General features: G+C 65.4%; 23 protein-coding genes and 1 pseudogene. 15 read left to right on the top strand and 9 right to left on the bottom strand.

What is annotated here, in order from left to right; translation table 11 throughout:
* The first annotated feature begins 65 nt into the window (after positions 1-65).
* The 3 genes from XF30_RS15320 (at position 66) to XF30_RS15310 (ending at position 1,490) form a co-directional block, all read left to right on the top strand.
* A complete protein-coding gene (locus XF30_RS15320; RefSeq protein ID WP_225147583.1) occupies positions 66-314 on the top strand; it encodes a PilZ domain-containing protein in 249 nt (82 codons plus the stop codon).
* A 348-nt stretch (positions 315-662) separates the two neighbouring features.
* Entirely contained in the window at positions 663-1,064 is a 402-nt protein-coding gene (locus XF30_RS15315) for a hypothetical protein (protein ID WP_036027875.1), read from the top strand.
* 102 nt (positions 1,065-1,166) lie between these two features.
* On the top strand, positions 1,167-1,490 hold the full coding sequence (locus tag XF30_RS15310) for a hypothetical protein (RefSeq protein ID WP_036013014.1): 324 nt from the start codon (positions 1,167-1,169) through the stop codon (positions 1,488-1,490).
* Between the two features lie 57 nt (positions 1,491-1,547).
* Here XF30_RS15310 and XF30_RS15305 read toward each other — a convergent pair whose 3' ends face one another.
* Both XF30_RS15305 and XF30_RS15300 read right to left on the bottom strand, forming a co-directional pair.
* Positions 1,548-2,015 carry a DUF6691 family protein gene (locus tag XF30_RS15305; protein WP_036013015.1) on the bottom strand — a complete coding sequence of 156 codons (468 nt, stop codon included), beginning with the start codon at positions 2,013-2,015 and terminating at the stop codon, positions 1,548-1,550.
* Positions 2,016-2,020: 5 nt separating this feature from the next.
* The gene (locus XF30_RS15300; protein ID WP_036013017.1) at positions 2,021-2,449 is read right to left on the bottom strand and encodes a YeeE/YedE family protein; all 429 of its coding nucleotides are present in this window, start codon (positions 2,447-2,449) and stop codon (positions 2,021-2,023) included.
* A gap of 47 nt (positions 2,450-2,496) precedes the next feature.
* On the opposite strand from XF30_RS15300, the pseudogene XF30_RS39370 reads away from it, so the two are divergent.
* From XF30_RS39370 to XF30_RS15285, 3 genes and pseudogenes are all read left to right on the top strand, one after another.
* Positions 2,497-2,637 (top strand): annotated as a pseudogene (locus XF30_RS39370) (ArsR/SmtB family transcription factor); the annotation flags it as partial.
* Positions 2,638-2,680: 43 nt separating this feature from the next.
* The gene (gene ccoG, locus XF30_RS15290; protein WP_109143200.1) at positions 2,681-4,117 is read left to right on the top strand and encodes a cytochrome c oxidase accessory protein CcoG; all 1,437 of its coding nucleotides are present in this window, start codon (positions 2,681-2,683) and stop codon (positions 4,115-4,117) included.
* 155 nt (positions 4,118-4,272) lie between these two features.
* Positions 4,273-5,442 (top strand): GNAT family N-acetyltransferase, encoded by a 1,170-nt coding sequence (locus XF30_RS15285; protein WP_109143199.1) that lies wholly within the window; start codon positions 4,273-4,275, stop codon positions 5,440-5,442.
* A 4-nt stretch (positions 5,443-5,446) separates the two neighbouring features.
* Here the strand turns inward: XF30_RS15285 and XF30_RS15280 are convergent, their stop codons facing one another.
* Entirely contained in the window at positions 5,447-6,112 is a 666-nt protein-coding gene (locus XF30_RS15280) for a DsbA family oxidoreductase (protein WP_036043828.1), read from the bottom strand.
* Positions 6,113-6,298: 186 nt separating this feature from the next.
* Between XF30_RS15280 and XF30_RS15275 the strand changes: the two genes are divergently transcribed.
* The gene (locus tag XF30_RS15275) at positions 6,299-7,099 is read left to right on the top strand and encodes a thioesterase family protein (RefSeq protein WP_109143198.1); all 801 of its coding nucleotides are present in this window, start codon (positions 6,299-6,301) and stop codon (positions 7,097-7,099) included.
* Here the strand turns inward: XF30_RS15275 and XF30_RS15270 are convergent.
* Positions 7,087-7,908 (bottom strand): helix-turn-helix domain-containing protein, encoded by an 822-nt coding sequence (locus tag XF30_RS15270; protein ID WP_109143197.1) that lies wholly within the window; start codon positions 7,906-7,908, stop codon positions 7,087-7,089. The genes XF30_RS15275 and XF30_RS15270 overlap by 13 nt on opposite strands.
* A 40-nt stretch (positions 7,909-7,948) precedes the next feature.
* Positions 7,949-8,770: a helix-turn-helix domain-containing protein gene (locus XF30_RS15265; RefSeq protein WP_109143196.1), complete on the bottom strand. Its 822-nt coding sequence runs from the start codon at positions 8,768-8,770 to the stop codon at positions 7,949-7,951.
* A 100-nt stretch (positions 8,771-8,870) separates the two neighbouring features.
* Between XF30_RS15265 and XF30_RS15260 the strand changes: the two genes are divergently transcribed.
* Positions 8,871-9,101, top strand: a complete 231-nt coding sequence (locus XF30_RS15260) for a hypothetical protein (protein WP_192893150.1) — start codon at positions 8,871-8,873, stop codon at positions 9,099-9,101.
* 33 nt (positions 9,102-9,134) lie between these two features.
* Complete coding sequence (locus tag XF30_RS15255; RefSeq protein ID WP_109143195.1) at positions 9,135-9,533, top strand: hypothetical protein; 399 nt, start codon at positions 9,135-9,137, stop codon at positions 9,531-9,533.
* 1,123 nt (positions 9,534-10,656) lie between these two features.
* Here XF30_RS15255 and XF30_RS15250 read toward each other — a convergent pair.
* Complete coding sequence (locus XF30_RS15250) at positions 10,657-11,220, bottom strand: SET domain-containing protein (protein WP_109145723.1); 564 nt, start codon at positions 11,218-11,220, stop codon at positions 10,657-10,659.
* A 161-nt stretch (positions 11,221-11,381) separates the two neighbouring features.
* On the opposite strand from XF30_RS15250, the gene XF30_RS15245 reads away from it, so the two are divergent.
* Positions 11,382-11,987, top strand: a complete 606-nt coding sequence (locus XF30_RS15245) for a hypothetical protein (RefSeq protein WP_036013042.1) — start codon at positions 11,382-11,384, stop codon at positions 11,985-11,987.
* A gap of 89 nt (positions 11,988-12,076) precedes the next feature.
* Here the strand turns inward: XF30_RS15245 and XF30_RS15240 are convergent, their stop codons facing one another.
* Positions 12,077-12,616: a DUF6321 domain-containing protein gene (locus XF30_RS15240; RefSeq protein WP_244608957.1), complete on the bottom strand. Its 540-nt coding sequence runs from the start codon at positions 12,614-12,616 to the stop codon at positions 12,077-12,079.
* Between the two features lie 47 nt (positions 12,617-12,663).
* Complete coding sequence (locus XF30_RS15235) at positions 12,664-13,395, bottom strand: TetR/AcrR family transcriptional regulator (protein WP_109143194.1); 732 nt, start codon at positions 13,393-13,395, stop codon at positions 12,664-12,666.
* Positions 13,396-13,501: 106 nt separating this feature from the next.
* On the opposite strand from XF30_RS15235, the gene XF30_RS15230 reads away from it, so the two are divergent.
* From XF30_RS15230 to XF30_RS15210, 5 genes are all read left to right on the top strand, one after another.
* Entirely contained in the window at positions 13,502-14,899 is a 1,398-nt protein-coding gene (locus XF30_RS15230; RefSeq protein WP_109143193.1) for a carotenoid oxygenase family protein, read from the top strand.
* Between the two features lie 79 nt (positions 14,900-14,978).
* Positions 14,979-15,236 (top strand): hypothetical protein, encoded by a 258-nt coding sequence (locus XF30_RS15225; RefSeq protein WP_349644142.1) that lies wholly within the window; start codon positions 14,979-14,981, stop codon positions 15,234-15,236.
* Between the two features lie 225 nt (positions 15,237-15,461).
* Complete coding sequence (locus XF30_RS15220; RefSeq protein WP_036013049.1) at positions 15,462-16,016, top strand: inner membrane-spanning protein YciB; 555 nt, start codon at positions 15,462-15,464, stop codon at positions 16,014-16,016.
* 105 nt (positions 16,017-16,121) lie between these two features.
* Positions 16,122-16,418, top strand: a complete 297-nt coding sequence (locus tag XF30_RS15215; RefSeq protein ID WP_036013050.1) for a hypothetical protein — start codon at positions 16,122-16,124, stop codon at positions 16,416-16,418.
* 16 nt (positions 16,419-16,434) lie between these two features.
* Positions 16,435-17,355 (top strand): SH3 domain-containing protein, encoded by a 921-nt coding sequence (locus XF30_RS15210; protein ID WP_109143192.1) that lies wholly within the window; start codon positions 16,435-16,437, stop codon positions 17,353-17,355.
* A 196-nt stretch (positions 17,356-17,551) separates the two neighbouring features.
* On the opposite strand, the gene XF30_RS15205 is transcribed toward XF30_RS15210, so the two are convergent.
* The gene (locus XF30_RS15205) at positions 17,552-19,207 is read right to left on the bottom strand and encodes a fumarate hydratase (RefSeq protein ID WP_036027899.1); all 1,656 of its coding nucleotides are present in this window, start codon (positions 19,205-19,207) and stop codon (positions 17,552-17,554) included.
* Between the last annotated feature and the right edge of the window lie 180 nt (positions 19,208-19,387).

Below are 19,387 nucleotides of genomic sequence, written 5' to 3'. Positions count from 1 at the left end.
GCGCCAGTATTGAGTTTAGTTCAACGTAATTTCTATGCACTACTTCATACTCATCGGCAGGACTGATGCAGATGATTGAGAAGCGCACATCGCAACGTCACCGTGTTTTCAAGGGCGGAAAGATCACGTTCGAAAACAGCGGCATTCCTTGCACGGTGCGAAACATGTCGGCGGGCGGCGCGGCGATCGACCTCGACACTCCCGTCATGTTGCCGCAATCGGTCACGCTCTCGATCGCCTGTGACCATTTCGTACGGCATTGTCGCACAGTTTGGCGCAGCGACAAGCGCGTCGGCCTCGCTTTCGTGCAATAGCGGGCGCGATGTGAACGAAGGTTCGCATCGCGTGCACACCACCATCATGACTGGCTCGCAATCACGCGCGTAACACCCGCGAGCGATGATGAGCCCCGCAACGTCGATCGACTCGACGCGGTCATTGGGCGGGCACTGCGCCTGCGCTGAGGCGGCCCTCAGCGCCAGCACGGCGGCGTGATGACCAGAATCCGCATTACCGCAATCCCCCACCTCTGGGGTACAAGCCAGCCCCCAATCGCGGAATAGCGATGTCCGGGTTCCGGGACCTCAGCAAATCTTGATCGGCCTGGACTTCGTCCGATCGCATTCGTGCCTATCTGTCGGCCCGCAGGGGACCTTTCACGGATGTTGCGGATCATTGCTCATGCGGCGCTGCTCATTGGCGCGCTTGCGCTCGGTGCCTGCGGCTTTGCCGACAGCCGCGCACCGGTGCCGGAATTCATGCGCATGAAGGAGCCCGAGCAGCCGCCGGAAGCGCCGCCCGACGTCAAGCGCGTGGTGCGCGAGCAGATCGACGTCGTCTTTCTCGCAACGTCCTATCCGCGCGAGGTTCACGTCGCCCCGCCGCATCGTGAGCTGCGAGGACCGGGCTGGACCGCGTGCGTCCGCGCGCAGCTCACCTCGGCGACCGGTACGTCGCTCGGCGCCCAGACCTACATCGTGACGATCAACGACGGCAGGGTCGTGGACCGCCGGCGCGCCGACGCCGACGACATCTGCGGCACGGAGACTTACGAGCCGATCTAGGAACCCGCCCCTGACGACAAGTTCCGGGAAAAACCTGTAGATGACCCGGAACGATCACCGCCTCCCCTTCTTGTTACCGCCGAGGGCAGTTTCGAGGAGGACATGATGAGGACGTTGACTATTGCGCTGCTGGCAGGCGTGGGGGCCTTGGCCGCCGCCTCGGGGGCCAAGGCTTCCGATATCTATACGACCAGCGAATACACCAATCCGGATCTCGTGCAGCAGGTGCGACTCGTCTGCGACGAGGATGGTCGCTGCTATCGCACGCGCGGCGGGTCGCGCGTGATCGTGCGCGATTCCTACAATTACATGCCGCGCGACCGCTACTATGAGCGCCGGAGCTATCATCGCCACTACGATGACGGCCCGCGCGCCGGCGTCGGCATTCGCGCGCCCGGCGTCAGCGTCGGCGTCGGTAGCTGGTGAGCGATGAAGGCTTGATGGTCGGAGACCGGGCGAGACTATTCGCCCGGTCCCGTGACCTCAGGTTTCGAGTGGATCGGCCGGCGTGATGTAGCGCGTCGATGACGGCAGCTGAGCGATGAAGCGGGCGAGCACCATGCCGGCGCACATCGCCACGACAAAGATGACGGCGGAGAGCGAGCCAAATCCGAGCGCGGTCAGCGCCGGCCCCGGGCAAAAGCCTACCAGCCCCCAGCCGATGCCGAAGATCGCCGGACCTGCGACGATCCTGGGATCGATGTCTCGCCGCGTCGGCAAATAGAATCGATCAGCGAAGAATGGACGCGGAAGCTTGAGAACGCGGCTGAAGCCGACGAAGGTCACGGCCACCGCGCCCGCCATCACGAAGGCGAGGCTTGCATCCCATGTCCCTGCCTGAATGCCGGCGACGTCCAGGAAGTTCAGCACCTTTGCGGGGTTCGACATGCCGGAGACGATGAGGCCGAGGCCGAAGATCAGCCCAATCGCGAATTGAACCAGGATTGCCATCGCCGTCAGTTCCAGTGCCGCATCAAGAACACGGTCGCCATGCCGGCGGCCATGAAGGTGATGGTCGCAACCAGCGAGCGCACCGACAGCCGCGACAGGCCGCAAACGCCGTGGCCCGAGGTGCAGCCGCTGCCCCACACCGAACCGAAACCCGTGAGCAATCCGCCGATGATCAGGAGGGCCGGCCCCGCCGCGATCGTCTGCTCCGGCAGACCTCCGGTGACGAGCCGGACCAGCACGGGCGCAGCAGCAAGACCGGCGACGAAGGCAAGGCGCCCAGCGAGTTCGCTGTCCTCATAGGGCGGAAACAGCCGCGCCGCGATGCCGCTGACGCCTGCGATCCGACCCGTTGCCCACATCAGCAGAACGGCCGCGAGGCCAATCATCGCACCGCCAACGAGCGACGCGATCGGCGTAAAAGACGTCGTGACCATGACCTCTCCTGAGCGAGAGCGCCCTTGCGTAGGACGCAAATACCATGGCCGCGCTATCCCAGCATCTCGGAAAGATGCGCGCATTGAGCTTGGTCAAACCAAAGCGTGACGGCCAAACGATATACTACAACATCGCGAGCCCGAAAGTCCGCGCAGTGCTGGAGATTCTTTGCCGGCTCTTCTGCGCCGGCAAGTCGGACTCTCGCCTTCGCAAAACGCGGGGAGCATGGGATGACCGACGACACCTTCATCGAGGGACCTCTCTACGAGAAGCGGAGGAAGGTCTATCCGCAATCGGTGCATGGCCCTTTCCGCCGCATCAAATGGGCGATCCTGTGCGTCACGCTCGGGACCTATTATCTGCTGCCATTCGTGCGCTGGAATCGCGGACCTGGCCTGCCCGACCAGGCCGTGCTGATCGACTTCCCGCATCGGCGCTTCTACTTCTTCTTGATCGAGCTGTGGCCGCAGGAGGTCTACTACTTCACCGGCCTCCTCATCATCGCGGCGATGATTCTGTTCCTGATGAACGCGGTCGCGGGACGGCTGTGGTGCGGCTACATGTGCCCGCAGACGGTGTGGACCGACCTGTTCTACGCGGTCGAGCGTTGGGTCGAGGGCGACCGGCGCGAGCGCATGCAGGGCGACAAGCGCTACTGGACGTTCGACCATCTTCGCAAGGTCGCGCTCAAGCACTTCCTCTGGATCATGATCGCCTGGTGGACCGGCGGCGCCTGGGTGCTCTACTTTTCCGACGCGCCGACGCTGGTGAAGGAGCTCGCGACCTTCCAGGCCCCGTTCATCGCCTATCTCTGGATCGGCATCCTCACCGCTACGACCTATGTCTTTGCCGGTCACGCCCGCGAGCAGATGTGCATCTACATGTGCCCGTGGCCGCGGATCCAGGCGGCGCTGACCGACGAATGGGCGCTCAACGTCACCTATCGGCGTGACCGCGGCGAGCCGCGCATGTCGGTGAAGAAGGCGGATGCCGCGCGCGCCCATGGCGATCCCGCCGGCGATTGCGTCGACTGCCATCAGTGCATCAATGTCTGCCCGACCGGCGTCGACATCCGCCACGGCATCCAGCTCGGCTGCATCCAGTGCGGCCTGTGCATCGACGCCTGCGACAACGTCATGCGCGAGATCGGCCGGCCCCAGGGCCTGATCGGCTACGACACCGACATCAACATGCAGCGCCGACGCGAGGGCAAGCCGCCGATCTACCGCATCATCCGTCCGCGCACGCTGATCTATGCCGCGGCCATCGCCATTGTGGGCAGCATCATGCTGTACACTCTCGCCACTCGCGCGACGATGGACGTCAACGTACTGCACGAGCGCAATCCCCTCTTCGTCCAGCTTTCGGACGGCGGCGTGCGCAACGACTACACCGTGCGTATCCTCAACAAGAGTGCACAGCGATCGTTTGCGCTCGAAGTCTCCGGTCTGCCGGGCGCGACCATTCGCGTCGCCGGCATCGAGGCGGAACCTGGCGGCAAGCCCATCATCGAGGTCGGGCAGGATCAGACCCGCGAGGTCAGGCTGTCGGTACAGGTTGGGCCCAGCGACCTGCCGAAGACCTCCCGCGACATCGAGATCACCATCACCGATACCACCAGCGGCGGCCGCGCGAGCACCCGCGATCATTTCGTGCCGGGAGACTAGCCACGATTCCTCAGGGTCAAGCCGCGGCCGGATGCTGAATGGAATGTTAACACCACCGCTCGAATTGCGGCGGCGTGCCAACGGTATTTTCCAATCTTTGCGCTAAGCATAACCGGTGGCACGGGCTCAGCTCGCGTGAACGGGGACGACGGGACGTGGTCGACATCGCGCATCAGGCTGCGATCAATCCGGCATCGGCAAGGGATGCCGTGACGGCGCGCGCGCCTGTCCCGCTTGCCGCCGTCGACACCGGCCAATGGCGCGCGCTGGCGCAGCGGGCGATCGAGCCGAACGGATATTACCTGCCTGCCTGGGAGCTCGCCGTCAGCGCAACTGCGCGCGGTCGCACGGATGCCTTGGCGCTAGCCGCATTTGACGGCACTTCGGCCCGGCTGATCGGCCTGATGCCGGTGGTCTCACTCTGGCGCGCTTTGAAGATTCCCCTGCCCGCCCTGGTGAGCGCGCATCCCTATGGCACGCTGTGCAGCCCGCTGCTCGACCGCGACGCTCCGCTCGAAGCCGCCAAGCGTCTGCTGCAGCAGGCGCGCGAGGCCGGCGCGCATGCGCTCGTGCTGACCGACGTCGCGCTCGACGGCGCAGCCATGGCATCACTCAAGCAGGTGCTGAAGCGCGACCGCCTGAAGCCGAGAATCCTCAGCTCCTACATCCGCGCCAGCCTCGATGCGACGCAGGATGGAGACGCACTGTTGCGCGAGGCGCTCGGCGCCAAGAAGCTCAAGGAGCTGCGGCGCCAGCGCCACCGTCTCGAGGAGCACGGCTCCGTCGTGTTCGAGATCGCGCGCAGCTCCGACCAGATCGGACGTGCGCTCGAAACCTTCCTGCAGCTCGAAGCGAGCGGCTGGAAGGGCAAGCGGGGCACCGCGCTGGTCCAGCATCCGGGCGACGCAACCTTCATCCGCCGCGCAGTGCCCGCGCTGGCAGAGACCGCGCAGTGCGAGATCGTCACCCTTCGCGCCGGCGCGACGCCGGTCGCGGCCGGCATCGTGTTGCGCCATCAGGATCGCGCCTTCTTCTTCAAGCTTGGGATCGACGAGCGCTTTGCAAAATATTCGCCGGGCGTGCAGCTCACGCTCGACCTTACCCGCCATCTCTGCGCCGACCCCGCCGTCGCCAGCGCGGACTCGACGGCGAATGCCGATCACCCCATGATCAACCCGATCTGGCGCGGACGCCTCGCCATCGGCGATGTGCTGATCCCGCTGCGGCGGCACGACCCGGTCGTGGCGCTCATTCACGGCGCGCTGGTCGGCCTCAACGCCGCGCACGAGGCCGCGCGCGGCGTGGTTCGCCGGCTCCGAAAATAAAAAGCTACTCCGCCGCCTGCGCGTTGATCTCCTCGGAGACCTGTCGGATGGCGCGGGCAAGCAGGTTCGGATCCTGCGCGCCGGAGACGGCGTACTTCTGCGCAAAGACGTAGGTCGGCACGCCGGAGATGCCCTTGTCGGCGGCTTCCTGGGCATCTGCCGAGACGCGCGCGACGTCCTCGTCGGTGGCGAGGCGCTTGCGCACGTCGTCGGCATCGAGGCCGATGTCGGCTGCCGCCTGCACCAGCACGTTCACATCGGTGAGATCGCCGCCGTCGCGGAAGTACAGCTCCATCAGGCGCTGCTTCATCTCGGGCGCCTTGCCGATCGCTTCCGCCCAGAGGATCAGGCGATGGCAGTCGGTCGTGTTGGGCTGGCGCGCCACGAGCTCCGGCTTGTAGACGAGCCCCTCCTCGCTCGCGGCCGCGACGACGCGTCCCGCAATGCCCTTATAGGCTTCGACCGAGCCGAACTTCTGGGTGAGATAGGCCTCGCGGCTGATGCCCTCGCGCGGCACCCAGGGATTGAGGAAGAAGGGACGGAAATTGAGCTTGACCGGAACGTCAGGCACCAGCGCCAGCGCGCTCTCGATGCGATGCTTGCCGATATAGCACCAGGGGCAGACCACATCTGAGACGACGTCGATCTGGAGCGGTTTCAGCGTGCTCATGTCAGGCGCCTCCTTCGGGCACTTCGAGGGTCCGCCCGAACATAAGCCGAACCGGGGGCGGCGCAAGGCACCCGTCCTGCATGGCTCACGACTTCACCTCTGCGGTTATTGTGACCGGTTCTCCCCGCCCCGATACTTACGGCCACGATACTTACGACCACAATCAAGCCCAAAGGGGAGACCGCGATGAGCGCCATTTTCAAGCCGGACGGCGAACTGTTCCGGGCCACCGAGCATGCCGGCGGGCCGTGGTCGCCGGACATGCTGCAGGGAAGCGCCACCACCGCGCTGATGACCCGTGAGGTCGAGCGCCTCGCCGCCAGATCCGGCTTTGCTGTGCGGCGCCTGACCTTCGATCTGTGGCGGCCGGCGGGCCTGCGCCTGTTCAGGGCGGTCAGCGAGCTGCTGCGCGACGGTCGCAAGGCCAAGACCCTGCAGGTGCGGCTGATGGACGGCGAGACCGAGATCGGCCGCTGCACGGCGCTGCTGACGGCGCCGAGCGGCGAGTCGCCCATCGATCCGTTCGCGAGGCCCACGCCCGTCGACACGGGCCCCGAGGCCGGCAGCCCGCCGCCCGCCTTCGCGCAGAAATGGAGCCGTTATTTCCAGAACGTGTCGGTGCGGCTCATTGAGGGCGCGCTGGAGAAGCCGGGCCCGGCCGCGGCCTGGATGCGGCTCGATGCGCCGCTGGTCGAGGGCGAGCCGAACACGCCGCTGCTCCAGGCGGTGCAGGCGGCGGACTTCTCCAGCGGCGTCGCGCAGATCGTCGACATGCGCCAATGGACCTTCATCAACCCGGAGATCAGCCTCTATTTCTTCCGTCCGCCCGAGGGCGAATGGATCCTGATCCGCGCCGCGACGCGCGTCGGCGCCCATGGCGCGGGCCTCACCACGGCGACACTGAGTGACCGCAACGGGCCGTTCGCGGAGGTGATGCAGGCCATGAGCTTCGAGCGGCGCGAAGCCGTGCAGGCTCAAGCGTCCTGATCTGCAAGCGCGACCAAGGCGGCCTCGGAGGCGGCATCAACAGGCATGAACATCTCGACGCGAAGCTCCTGCAGCGTGACGTCCTGCGGGGTGCCGAGCGTCAGCACCGCACCGATCAAACCAACGCCGATATCGCCCTTGCGCAGGCGCACCTCGCAGAGCGGCCCCGGGGCCGCGTTGTCCTCGGTCGCCTCAGGCAGCTGCGGCAGCCGCATCAATTCGCGCCAGGTCGATTGCAGGGCCTCATCGAGCGGCGCGGCCATCGCCTCATGCCGCGCCCGTGCCAGCAGCGCGGCCGCAACAATCGGCCAGTTCTCGACGAACGGCTTGAGCTCGTCGGGAGCGAGGAACATGCGCATGTGGTTGAGCGGCCGCTGCATGCGTAGAGGGCCAAGCAGCATGGTCATCAGGCGCGAGGCGGCGCGATTGGCCTGCATCACGTTCCAGCGCCGGTCGGTGACGATTGCCGGGAACGGCTCGTGACGGAGAAGCAGAAGATCGATGGCACGCCGCGCCTCGGCAAGCTCCGGCGCCGACAGATCGCGCTCGCCATATTGCCGCGCGAAGCCGCCGGCCTCGAGCAGCGCATTGCGATCACGCAACGACAGATCGAGCGCGGAGGCGAGCTGCAGCAGGATGTCCCGGCTTGCCGCCGCCTTCCCGGTCTCGACATAGCTCAGATGCTTGATCGAAATGCCGGCCTCGAACGCCAGCTCCGCCTGGCTCAATGCACGACGGGTGCGCCAGCGGCGCAGGAGATCACCGACGGGATTGGCCGGCCGCAATCGCCGGAACGCGCGTGTGTCCATCCGCCGATTATGCGAGCGCTGCTCCGTCCTGTAAACGGCGCTAGCGCAGCCCGGCCGCCATCTGCTTCAGCCGTTCGGCGGTGCGCTCGTCCGCCGGAAAGAACGTCTCCAGCGCCAACTCCGACAGGGTGATGTCGACCGGCGTGCCGAACACCATGGTGGTGGAGAAGAAGCTGAGGATCTCCCCGCCATGCCGCAGCTTGAACGGGATCGCGACGTTGTCGGCTGGCAGCGGGGCCGAGCGCGCTGGAATCGGATAGCTCTTCAGATCATTGTAAAGCTTGATCAGCTCCGGATCCGCTGTCGCCTCGCACTGCCGGTGCAGCCGCTCCAGGAGGTGCCCGCACCATTCGGCGAGATTGACCGTGCGCGGTGCCAGCGCCTCGCGATGGAAGGCCAGCCGCAGCACGTTGACCGGCTGGCCGAGCAGATGCTGCGGGATGCCATCGAGCAGCGGCGCCACCATGCGGTTGGCGGAGACCAGGTTCCAGTGCCGGTCCACCGCGAGCGCCGGATTGGGCTCATGCGCTTTCAAGACGAGGTCGATCGCCTGACGGGCTGATTTCAAGGCGGGATCCTCCAGGGGGCGCTGCGGAAAGGCCGGTGCGAAACCGGCTGCGACCAGCAGCACGTTGCGTTCGCGCAAGGGTACGTCCAGGCGCTCGGCGAGCCTGAGCACCATGTCGCGCGACGGCGCGGCGCGACCGGTCTCGACGAAGCTCAAATGCCGCGCCGAGATTTCGGCTTCGCCGGCAAGATCGAGCTGGCTCATGCGGCGGCGCTGCCGCCATTCCCGCAAATGGTCGCCGATATGGACCGGCTGGCTGCGTTCGGTACGTACGGTGGATGCATGTGCGTTCATGATCAAAAACTAGCACGCGAATTTAGGCGCTTCCATTACCACCGAGGTAATCGAAATGGGGGACGAGCACGCGCATCTTTGGTCGCAACAGGAGATGACCATGATCGCGTTGCTGCTCTACCGGACCGTCGCAGACCACGTCTTGCCCTGGGCCATGGCGTTCGCAACGCGGATGCTGGCGCGCAGCCTCAACATGCCGGAGCCGCTGCTGCATTCGACCGGCGACTATGTGGTCGCGCAGGTCATCGCCTTCGAGCACGGCGTCGGCAGGAGCCTCTGCCCGTTCCGGCTCGCCCGTCTGCTCCGCGCCTGGTGGCGCGGTCGGCGCTAAAGTTCCACCCCAGCCCAACCAAGGAGACCTGAGATGATCGATGCATCCACCTTCCTGCGCCGCGCCCTCTTCGCCGACGCCGTCTTCAGCGGCGTCGCCGCGCTCGGCTTCACCTTCGGCGCGAGCGCTTTCGCTGCGCTGTTCAACCTGCCCGAAGCGCTGCTGCGCGAGAGCGGCCTGTTCCTGATCGCCTACACCGCCCTGGTCGGCTGGCTCGCCTCGCGGGCCACGGTCGCGAAATCGCTGGTGCTGCTGGTCGTGATCGGCAACGCCGCCTGGACCGTCGGCAGCATCGCGCTGCTGCTCTCGGGCGCGGTGTCGCCGAACCTCGCCGGCCAGCTCATGGTCGTCGCGCAAGCCATCGCCACCGGCGTGTTCGCCGAGCTGCAATATGTGGGCTTGAAGAAGAGCGGGCGCGCCGTGGCGGCGTGATCCTGGCGTGCCAGCTCCGCGGCGCAAAATCGGGGAACGCGAAAGCTTCGTCATATCGGATCGTACCCGGATGCATGCATGACCTCGCGTTCTCGCGGCGGATTTCGCCCGAGCTTTGCTTCGTTGCTTGCGCCCTTCGGTTGCCGGAGGGCGCAGGGAAGGCCGGGCGCCGGCGGCACCCGAGTCCGTGTACAAGGAAATGCACACGGGGTGGACTACAGGTGATGCCGGTCGCCCGGCCTTCCCTGCGCGGATGGTTTTAACGGTGTCCTTCGTGCTCTCCTCGGGGAGCGTTGCACTATTGCCCCCGTCGACTTGCGGCTTCTGATGCGCGCACCCGGTCGGGCCGCCGCATCACCGCAAGGCTTGACGCACAGACCCCGGGCGTCAGGACCACACGACTTCTCCGTCCGCGGACGATTTGGCCTCGGCGCCCGGGGCTTAGTGTGCGCACCCCAGACCATCAACCAAGCCGCGTTGACCGCGCCGTGTCGTATGCGCATCGCCTGAGACTCACGGTTGCCCGCCCTGCCCTCAGGCAAATCGCGCCGGCGCTACCGCGTCCACCGCACCCCGGCCCGCATCTCGTGACGATCGCGAAGCGCCCCTCTGGCAGGACCGGGATGGCGGACGTATGCCATAAATCCGAAATTCGGAAAAGCAATATATTTCTGTGCGACGAGATTGACAGATTTTGGGTGTTTTGCCCGACGCCTCGCCGGTAGGCAGCCAGTACGGCGAGCGGCGCGGAAAAGCGATAGGTTTCGCAAGGGCTCAATTCATCCTACGGGGCCAGAGGCGCTCGCGCAGCGAGCCTCGAAGTATGAACGACCCCGATGCAAGCGGGCCGTCGCCCTTCGAGGGCCGCCGAAGAGGCGGCCGCCTCAGGGTGACGGTCAGACATCTGAGCGCGCTGTATCAACAGCGTCATTGCGAGCGCAGCGAAGCAATCCAGAGTCTTTCCGCGGTGGGATTCTGGATTGCTTCCGCCTTCGCCAAGGCTTCGGCGGACAAGTCGCTTTCGCTCGCAATGACGCAGTGCGTGGAGACTCCGCTGCATTTCAGCCGGCAGCCTGAGGATCAATCAGGGGGACTCGTGAAAGCCGGCGGCCGCCGCGCGAGGCTACGCCTTGGCGCGGCCGACCTTGCCGGGGAAGTGCTTACCGTTCAGCTTCTTCTTTTTCGCAGCGGTGGTTTTCCCGCCCGCCTTCTGCGCCTTACGTTCGGCCCGCGCCTTCACCTTGGCGGCTTCCGCCCTCGCCTCGGCGCGCAGCTTCTTGCGCTTCTTCTCGCAGGAGTCGCACTTGCAACCGATCGGCTTCAGATAGGCTTTGAAATAGTCGGTGCCGTAATCGTAATTGATCTCGTCGCCCGGCTCGATGTTCCTGATGGCGCGGATGAACACCTTGCGCTCGCGCGGGCGGACGTCGGACTCGGCGTTGGGCCGGCAGGAATGGTTGATGTAGCGGGCGAGGTTCTTGCGCACCGAGCCGTCGATGGTCCAGCGCCCGTTGAGCTCGAACAGATATTTGTTCTCGATCTCGTCGTGCTCGGGAATCCGCGAGTCCAGAATCGGTCCGAAATAGCGGATGATCCGGGTCCCCTTCTTGATCGGCTTGGTGGCGAAGAGGCCGAGCCCGGTCTTGGAGCGGCCGACGCGATAAGGTTTGTTCGAGGTGGCTGGCATGATCGAGAAAATGAGAACGCGAACGAGGCAGGAGGAGCCCAAGCGAAGCCGCTCTTGTAGAACGATTCCGCGCTTCTGTCAGGTATATCCCAACCCTGTTTGAACCTTGCCCACAATCAAGACGTCTGATGGAACGAAGTTCCAGTCCATCAAAGCCTCACATGAACCGTATCACTACTATTGGCTTGGCCGTCCTGATGGCTTGCATCGGCCTGAACAGCGCCGACGCCCAATCCCTGGGCAGCAGCTACACCTCGACGGCACCAAAAGATTGCCGGCAGATCGGCAAGCCCGGCGCGCTCGACGGCAGCAGCACGCGGGTTTGTCCGGGCAAGGACGGCCTGATCGTGCTGATCGCCGAGGACGACCTTCGCGAGATCGTCGCGGTCGGACGCAACCGCAAGGCAGCAGCTGAGGAACCGGCGGCAAAAGTCTGGTTCGCCCCGTTCAATTCGTCGGAGACGACCATCGAATGGCGCGCTGACGGCGCAAGGCCGTTCGCGATCATCCAGCGCTGGCACATCGCCGACAATTCCGATCCCGACAAGCAGGGGCGGCCGAACACCAAGGCCATGCTGGTGGTGACCCGGCTGCCGCCGGGCCCGGTCTGCCACGTCGCCTATGTCGACGCGATCGCCAACCCGAACGCCAACGAGCTCGCGCGCAAGGCCGCCGACGATCTCGCCCGCGGCTTCGCTTGCGGCAAGGACGAGGTCAAGATCATCGGCACACGCGGCCGCGCCGTCGAGCTCGCGACAATGCGCTAGGCATTGTCCTTGATGCGGCGGTAGCGCGCCAGCAGGCGCTCGCCCTTCGCGGCAATGCGCCTGGCCGCTGCCACCGTCCTCGGAACAGGCTAGCCCCAGGCATGTGCCGACAATGCGTGCCGGGTCGGCTGACCCTTGGCATCGACCAGCGGTGGCACTTTGGCGCGGCCGTAGAAGCGAACCGCCCAGCTTCCCTTCCGGCGCATTTCCTGCGGGGTCATCTCGGATTGTTTCTTGGTGACGCCTGGTCGCAGATGGGAACCCTGCTTGCGGGCGAAAGCCTTTCTGCCAGCTGCTGTCAGCCCGCCCCGCGGATCCTTTTCGCGCGCGGAGGCGACGCGCTTGCGCGAGGACTTTGAGGTCTTCTTTGCGTTACGCTTGCCGGTTTTCCTGACAGATTTCTTCGCAGACTTTGCCTTGGAGGATTTCGACTTGGAAGGCGTCTTCCTCTTGGAGGTCTTCTTCGCTGCCACGCGCATGTTGTCCACGAGGTTGGGATAGCGTCGCCCGGCGCGGCGGGCGCGTGCCTTCGCCGCCGATTTCTGTGCAGGACTGAGATGCTTGGATGCCTTACCCGCGCGTTTACGGGGGTTGGCACGTTTCCAGGGAGAGCGCGATGCCTTTGCCATGGCGCATCAACGCTTGAATAAAGCAAGAGTTGCGTCACACCTGGTGATCAGGAGCCGGGCAGCTTACCGGTCACTGGAGCGGTCAGCATCGTCTCGAGCAGCCGCTCGGCCGTCGTTCCCTCCGGCAGCCGCGCGAGAATGTCCTTCAGCCGTCCGTCGAGCAGCAGCATGGTGAAGCCGTGAACCAGCGACCAGGCTCGCGCGATCGCGGCGCCCTGGTTCAGCGTCAGCGCGTCGCCGCTGATCTGCTCCTGCCGCATCATGCCGATCGCATTGGTAAGGCCCGCGAAGGATGCCTCGGCCGCCTCGTGCAGCGACGGCCTCGAATAATCCAGCCGCTCGGTGCGGAACATGATGCCGTACATGCCAGGATGGGCCTGCGCATAGGCGATGTAGGCTTTCGGCCGCGCCAGCGCGGCTTCGAGCGGCGTGGTGGCGGCATCGCACGAAGCGTTCATGACCGCGTTGAACTGGCGGAAGCCGACGGCCGCGAGCTCGCTGAGCAGGCCCGTCAGGTCGCCGAAATGATGGGTGGGAGCGGCATGCGAGACGCCGGCCTCGCGCGCCACCGCGCGCAACGTCAGGCCAGCGAGCCCGTCGCGCTCCAGCACCCGTTCGGCGGCCTGGAGCAGCGCTTCGCGGAGCGCGCCGTGATGATACGGCGTCTCGGTCTTGGCGCTTCTCGCGCGCCGCGAGGTGCGCGATGCCGCGGTCGAGGTGGTTTTTCTTAGGGCACGCGGGCTGCGCGCCGCGTCGCCCTTGGTGTCTGTCTTGGCCATTTGCAAGCTATATGACGCAATATTGACAGTGTAAAGATTTCGCTTGACGAAAGCTGCGATCGGGTCTACTCAATCTTTACGATGTAAAGATAAGGGAGGATTCGCCGTGCAGCACGACGCCATGGCCGAGCGCAGCAACAATATCGCGCCGATCCCATTCGAGGCCGACGCGCCCTTCCTGAAGATCGTCGGCGAATTGCCGCGCGAGCTGAACGGCACGCTCTATCGCAACGGCCCCAATCCGCAGTTCGATTCGCCCGGCGCGCACTGGTTCGTCGGCGATGGGATGCTGCACGCCTTCCATCTCGAGAACGGGCGCGCCAGCTACCGCAACCGCTGGGTCCGCACGCCGAAATGGCTCGCCGAGCACGACGCCGGCCGCGCGCTGTTCGGCGGCTTCGGCCGCAAGCTGCCGGATGCGCCGGCAAACCTGACCGATGGCGGCGTCGCCAACACCAACATCATCTTCCACGCCGGCAAGCTGCTGGCGCTGGAAGAAGCGCACCTGCCGACGGAGATCGAGCCGGGCACGCTGGCGACGCGCGGCTATCACAACTACCAGGGCCGCGTCGCCGGCAGTTTCACCGCGCATCCCAAGATCGATCCCGTCACCGGCGAGCTAGTGTTCTTCGGCTACAACGCTGCGGGCCCGCTGACGCCTGCCCTCTCCTACGGATCGATCGACGCAACAGGCAAGGCGACGCGGTTCGAGCGGTTTGAGGCGCCCTATGCCAGCATGGTGCACGACTTCATCGTCACCGCGAACCATGTGCTGTTTCCGATCCTGCCGATCACGGGCAGCATGGAGCGCGCGATGAGCGGAAAGCCGCCCTATGCCTGGGAGCCGGACAAGGGCGCCTATGTCGGCGTGATGAAGCGCAGCGGCACGGCGAAGGACATCGTCTGGTTTCGTGCCGAAGCCTGCTACGTCTTCCATGTCATGAATGCGTGGGAGGACGAGGGCCGTATCGTCGCCGACGTCATGCAGTTCGAGGAAGCGCCGCTGTTTCCGCATCCGGACGGCCGCCCCACCGATCCCGAGAAATCGCGCGCCCGCCATTGCCGCTGGACCTTCGATCTCGCAGGCAATACCGACCGCTTCCAGCAGACCTACCTGGACGACCTCACCGGAGAATTCCCGCGCATCGACGATCGCCGCGCCGGGCTGAAGAGCCGTCACGGCTGGTACGCCTGCGCCAATCCGAAACTGCCGATGTTCGGCGCGCTGTCGGGCATCGTCCATGTCGACGGCAACGGCAGGCGGCTCGGCCAATACCTGCTGCCGGCCGGCGACACCATCTCCGAGCCTGTTTTCGTCGAGCGATCCAAGGATGCCGCCGAAGGCGACGGCTGGCTGCTCGCGGTGCTCTGGCGCGCGCGTGAAAATCGCAGCGACCTCGCCGTATTCAATGCCACCGATATCGAGGCCGGCCCCGCTGCGTTGGTGCAGCTCGGCCACCGCGTCCCCGACGGCTTCCACGGCAATTGGGTCGGCGCGGCGTAGCCCTCGCCAATGGGACGCGAGGAGATCGCGACCCCGGAATCCACGTGGATATTGCGTGGTCAAAGAAAGCCCGATGCACATGCTCTCGATCACCGCGTATTCCACCGCTGTCATCGCCCCGGCCGGCGCCGTACTTGCATGCTTGGCGATACGGCTGCGCGGGCGAAGCCTCACGTTCTTCGAAGGCGGCGTCCTGCTCGCTGCCGGCCTTCTGCTCGCGGCCGCACTCCCGATGGTGTCGCGCCTGCCCTGGACGGGGTTGGTCGACGAGATGACCAGCCAGCTCGTTGCAGCACTTCATTTTCTGGAGGTCGTTTACGTCGTCTTGACATTGTAAGAGACGGGTGGTCCGGCGCGGCTCCGTGTCTCGCGTATCGCGCCCTGCTCGTTGCGGTTCCGAATCCCGCGCTGCTGGTCCCGGCCTGGCATTCTGGTCGGGGCGCTGCCATGCCCCATCTCGTACCAGCGCGGTTGTCTTCACAAAGTGATATGCCGGGCATCGCCGGATCAAGTAGGGTGCGCCCGTCTGCGCCCTGCCCACGACCGCGAAACAGGAATGACGATGAAGGACGTATTCGCCCGCCTCGCCTCCGACCTCCTCTCCGTTATCATCTTCCTGGCCGTCTATCTCCTCACCGACAACGTGATCCTCGCAACGGCGGTGGCGATTGCCGGCGCGTTCGCGCAGGTGCTCTATGCGCGCCTCAAGGGACAGCCGCTCCACTACATGACCTATGCGAGCCTCGCTCTGGTCATCGTGCTCGGCGGTATCACGCTGCTGACCAATGATCCGCGCTTCATGCTGGCAAAACCCTCGATCGCACATTTCGCGATCGGCGCGATCATGCTCAAGCGCGGCTGGATGCTGCGCTACATGCCGCCCGTCATCGTCGAGACCGTCCCGGAATATGTCACCATCGCGGGCTATGCCTGGGCGGCGCTGATGTTCGTGATCGGCGCCGGCATGATGGCAGTCGCCGCCACCGGCGATCTGAAGCTCTGGGCGTTCTATCTTATGGTGGTCGCAGGCGGCGCCAAGATCCTGGCTTTTGCCGTGCAGTACTTCGTTCTGCGGCTGATCGTAACCAACCGCCGACGCGCCGCTGCCCGCGCCTAAATGCCCTACCGGAGCGTTAGGCAGGAGTTGCGAGTTGGGCTATAGGCTCCGCCAGGGACGGCCGCGGATCGTCGCGGACCGCCGCAATCTGTTCGGGAGACGGAAATGGCCGTAGACGGCAACTGGAATCTGACCATGACGACGCCGATGGGCGAGCGCCAGGCGACGCTGAGCCTGAAGGCTGCTGGCGGCACGCTCACGGGCACGCAGGGCGCGGAAGGCAATACCACCGAGATCTTCGACGGCACCGTCTCCGGCGACAACGTCTCCTGGAAGGTCTCGATCGACAAGCCGATGCCGCTCACGCTCGAATTCACCGGCACGGTCTCCGGCGACAGCATCAGTGGCGAGATGGGCATCGGCCCGATGGGCAGCTTCCCGTTCACGGGCGCGCGGGCGTAAACCGCGCGCTGCACCGATGCGTGCGCTCCTCCTCATCGCGGCGGCAGTCCTGTCTGCCGTAGCACAGGCCGCGCGCGCAGGTGACAGCGAACCGGCGTGGCGCGCGAGCGCGCTCGCCTTGGTGCCGACAGGCTATGTTGCCGGCACCGCTTATCGAACCGAGGGGTCGACCGGTTATCTCGCGGTCTATCCCGCGACATCGAACGATCCGAAGACACCGGGGAGCGTCTTTGCGGCGCGCCAGGTTCTGGTCGTCACGCTGACTGCGGACGCGACGCGGGCGACGTCAGCCGAGCTGAAGCCGCGCACCGGGCCGGCCCCTGATAACGACGACAATGATTTCGCCGGGATGCACGCCGAGCTCGCCGCCAAGCGCGCAAAGCTGCCTGCTGGCACCGAGCCCTGCGATCTCGGCGCCTGGTCCATCGACAAGGATTCCAGCGGCCTCAACGTGCGCGCCGAGCCGTCGATCAAGGCGCGCGTGCTTGGCACATTGCCGCCGCCCTACCGGCTGAGGCTCGGCGGCGCCGAGAACACGCCCGAGGGCGGCTGGCTGACCGAATTCCGCATCATCGGCTTCAGGGACGGCTGGTTCCTGATCGAAGACGCGAGGCCGCCGGGCAAGGACTATGAGGACGAGACGCGATATCCGCGCAGCGCGCCGAGGCCCTATGCCGGGCGCGGCTGGGTCGCCTCGAACAAGGTCGGCGCGAACTATGCCAATGGCACCACGCGCATGGGCGGGCTGTTTCAGGCGCCCTTCATCGATGCCAAATGGATGCCGGCCCAGCGCGAGCTCGGCGGGCCGCTCGACACCGACGGCGGCCCGAAGCGCATCTTCGCCTGCAGTGGGCTCTGGGGTCTGGTCGAGAGCCACGACGGCGTCCGCGGCTGGTGGCGCGCGCTGTGCTCCAACCAGGTCACGAATTGCAGTTGAGGCGCTGAAGCATTGGCTTCGTCATGGCCGGGCTTGTTGTTCAGCCATCCACGGCTTCTTTGCGGCACTAAGAACGTGGATGCCCGGGCCTTCGCCTCGCCGAAGCGGCTTCGGCCGCGCAGGCGGGACAAGCCCGGGCATGACGATCATTGTTACGGCACGAGCATCTTCCCCCGCGCGCGTGCGGGTGAAGCAACTAGCCCAAATTCAACTCCTTGAAGAAGTCGTTGCCCTTGTCGTCGATGATGATGAACGCGGGGAAATCCACGACCTCGATGCGCCAGATCGCTTCCATGCCGAGCTCGGGATATTCGAGCACCTCGACCTTCTTGATGCAGTGCTCGGCGAGGTTCGCCGCGGCGCCGCCGATCGAGCCGAGATAGAAGCCGCCGTATTTCTTGCAGGCCTCCCGCACGCTAGGGGCGCGGTTGCCCTTGGCGACCATCACCATCGAGCCGCCGGCAGCCTGGAACTGGTCGACGAAGGAATCCATGCGGCCCGCGGTGGTCGGACCGAACGCGCCGGAGGCGTAGCCCTCGGGCGTCTTGGCGGGACCGGCATAATAGACCGGATGGTTCTTGAAATAGTCCGGCAGCGGCTCGCCCTTCTCCAGCCGTTCGCGCAGCTTGGCGTGGGCGCTATCGCGCGCGACGATCATGGTGCCCGTCATCGAGACCCGCGTCTTGATCGGATACTTCGAGAAGGTCGCCAGGATGTCCTTCATCGGCTGGTTGAGGTCGATCTTGACGACCTCACCGCCGAGCGACTCTTCGACCTGCGGCAGGTATTGCGCGGGATTGTGCTCGAGCTCCTCGAGATAGACGCCGTCCCTGGTGATCTTGCCGAGCACCTGGCGGTCGGCCGAGCAGGACACGCCAAGCCCGATCGGCAGCGATGCGCCGTGGCGCGGCATGCGGATCACGCGCACGTCGTGGCAGAAATACTTGCCGCCGAACTGCGCCCCGACGCCGAGCGACTGCGTCATCTTGTGGATTTCCTTCTCCATCTCGACGTCGCGGAAGGCGTTGCCGTCGGGCGAGCCGTGCGTCGGCAACGCATCGAGATAGCGCGCCGAAGCGAGCTTCACCGTCTTCATGCACAGCTCGGCCGAGGTGCCGCCGATCACGATGGCGAGGTGATAAGGCGGGCACGCGGCGGTGCCGAGGGTGAGGATCTTTTCCTTCAGGAACGCGAGCAGCCGGTCCTTGGTCAGCACCGAGGGCGTGGCCTGGAACAGAAAGCTCTTGTTGGCGGAGCCGCCGCCCTTGGCCATGAACATGAACTTGTAGGCGTCATCGCCCTCGGCGTAGATCTCGCACTGCGCCGGCATGTTGTTGGCGGTGTTCTTCTCCTCGTACATCGAGAGCGGCGCGACCTGCGAGTAGCGCAAATTGCGGCGCAGGTAGGCGTCACGCGCGCCTTCGGACAGCGCCGCCTCGTCGTCACCGTCGGTGATGACGTTGCAGCCCTTCTTGCCCATGATGATCGCGGTGCCGGTGTCCTGGCACATCGGCAGCACGCCGCCAGCCGCGATATTGGCGTTCTTGAGGAAGTCCAGAGCGACGAACTTGTCGTTCGGGCTCGCCTCGCCGTCCTCGAGGATCGCGCGGAGCTGCTTCAGATGGCCGGGGCGCAGATAATGGTTGATGTCGCCAAAGGCCGCCTCCGACAGCGCCCGCAGCGCCTCGCGCGACACCACCAGCATGTCCTTGCCGAGCACCTTCTCGACCCTGACGCCCTCGGACGAAATCTTCTTGTAGGGCGTCTCGTCCTTGCCCAGCGGGAACAGCGGGGTGTGCTTGTAGGGCGGAACGGGCTTGGACTGGTCGGGGAAGGCGGTGGGAGCGTTCATGGGGCAAATCTCGGGGTTTTGGGGCCGTGGCGGGCCTCTCAGCATAGAAGCGTTCTAAGCGCATTCTAGCCAGAAAAGAAAGGGAGCGGTGCGCATGGGAGGGGTAGGTTCGGCACGGGAAGGCATTGGCACAGCTCGTGGAAATGCCTCTGCCCACCCTTGCGATTCGCGTCCGCCGAC

It is taken from the genome of Bradyrhizobium sp. SUTN9-2 (assembly GCF_003122645.1).
In the GTDB taxonomy this organism is placed as follows: domain Bacteria; phylum Pseudomonadota; class Alphaproteobacteria; order Rhizobiales; family Xanthobacteraceae; genus Bradyrhizobium; species Bradyrhizobium yuanmingense.
The sequence above is the reverse complement of the archived record's forward strand: the minus strand, read 5'-3'. Positions and strand labels throughout refer to the sequence as shown.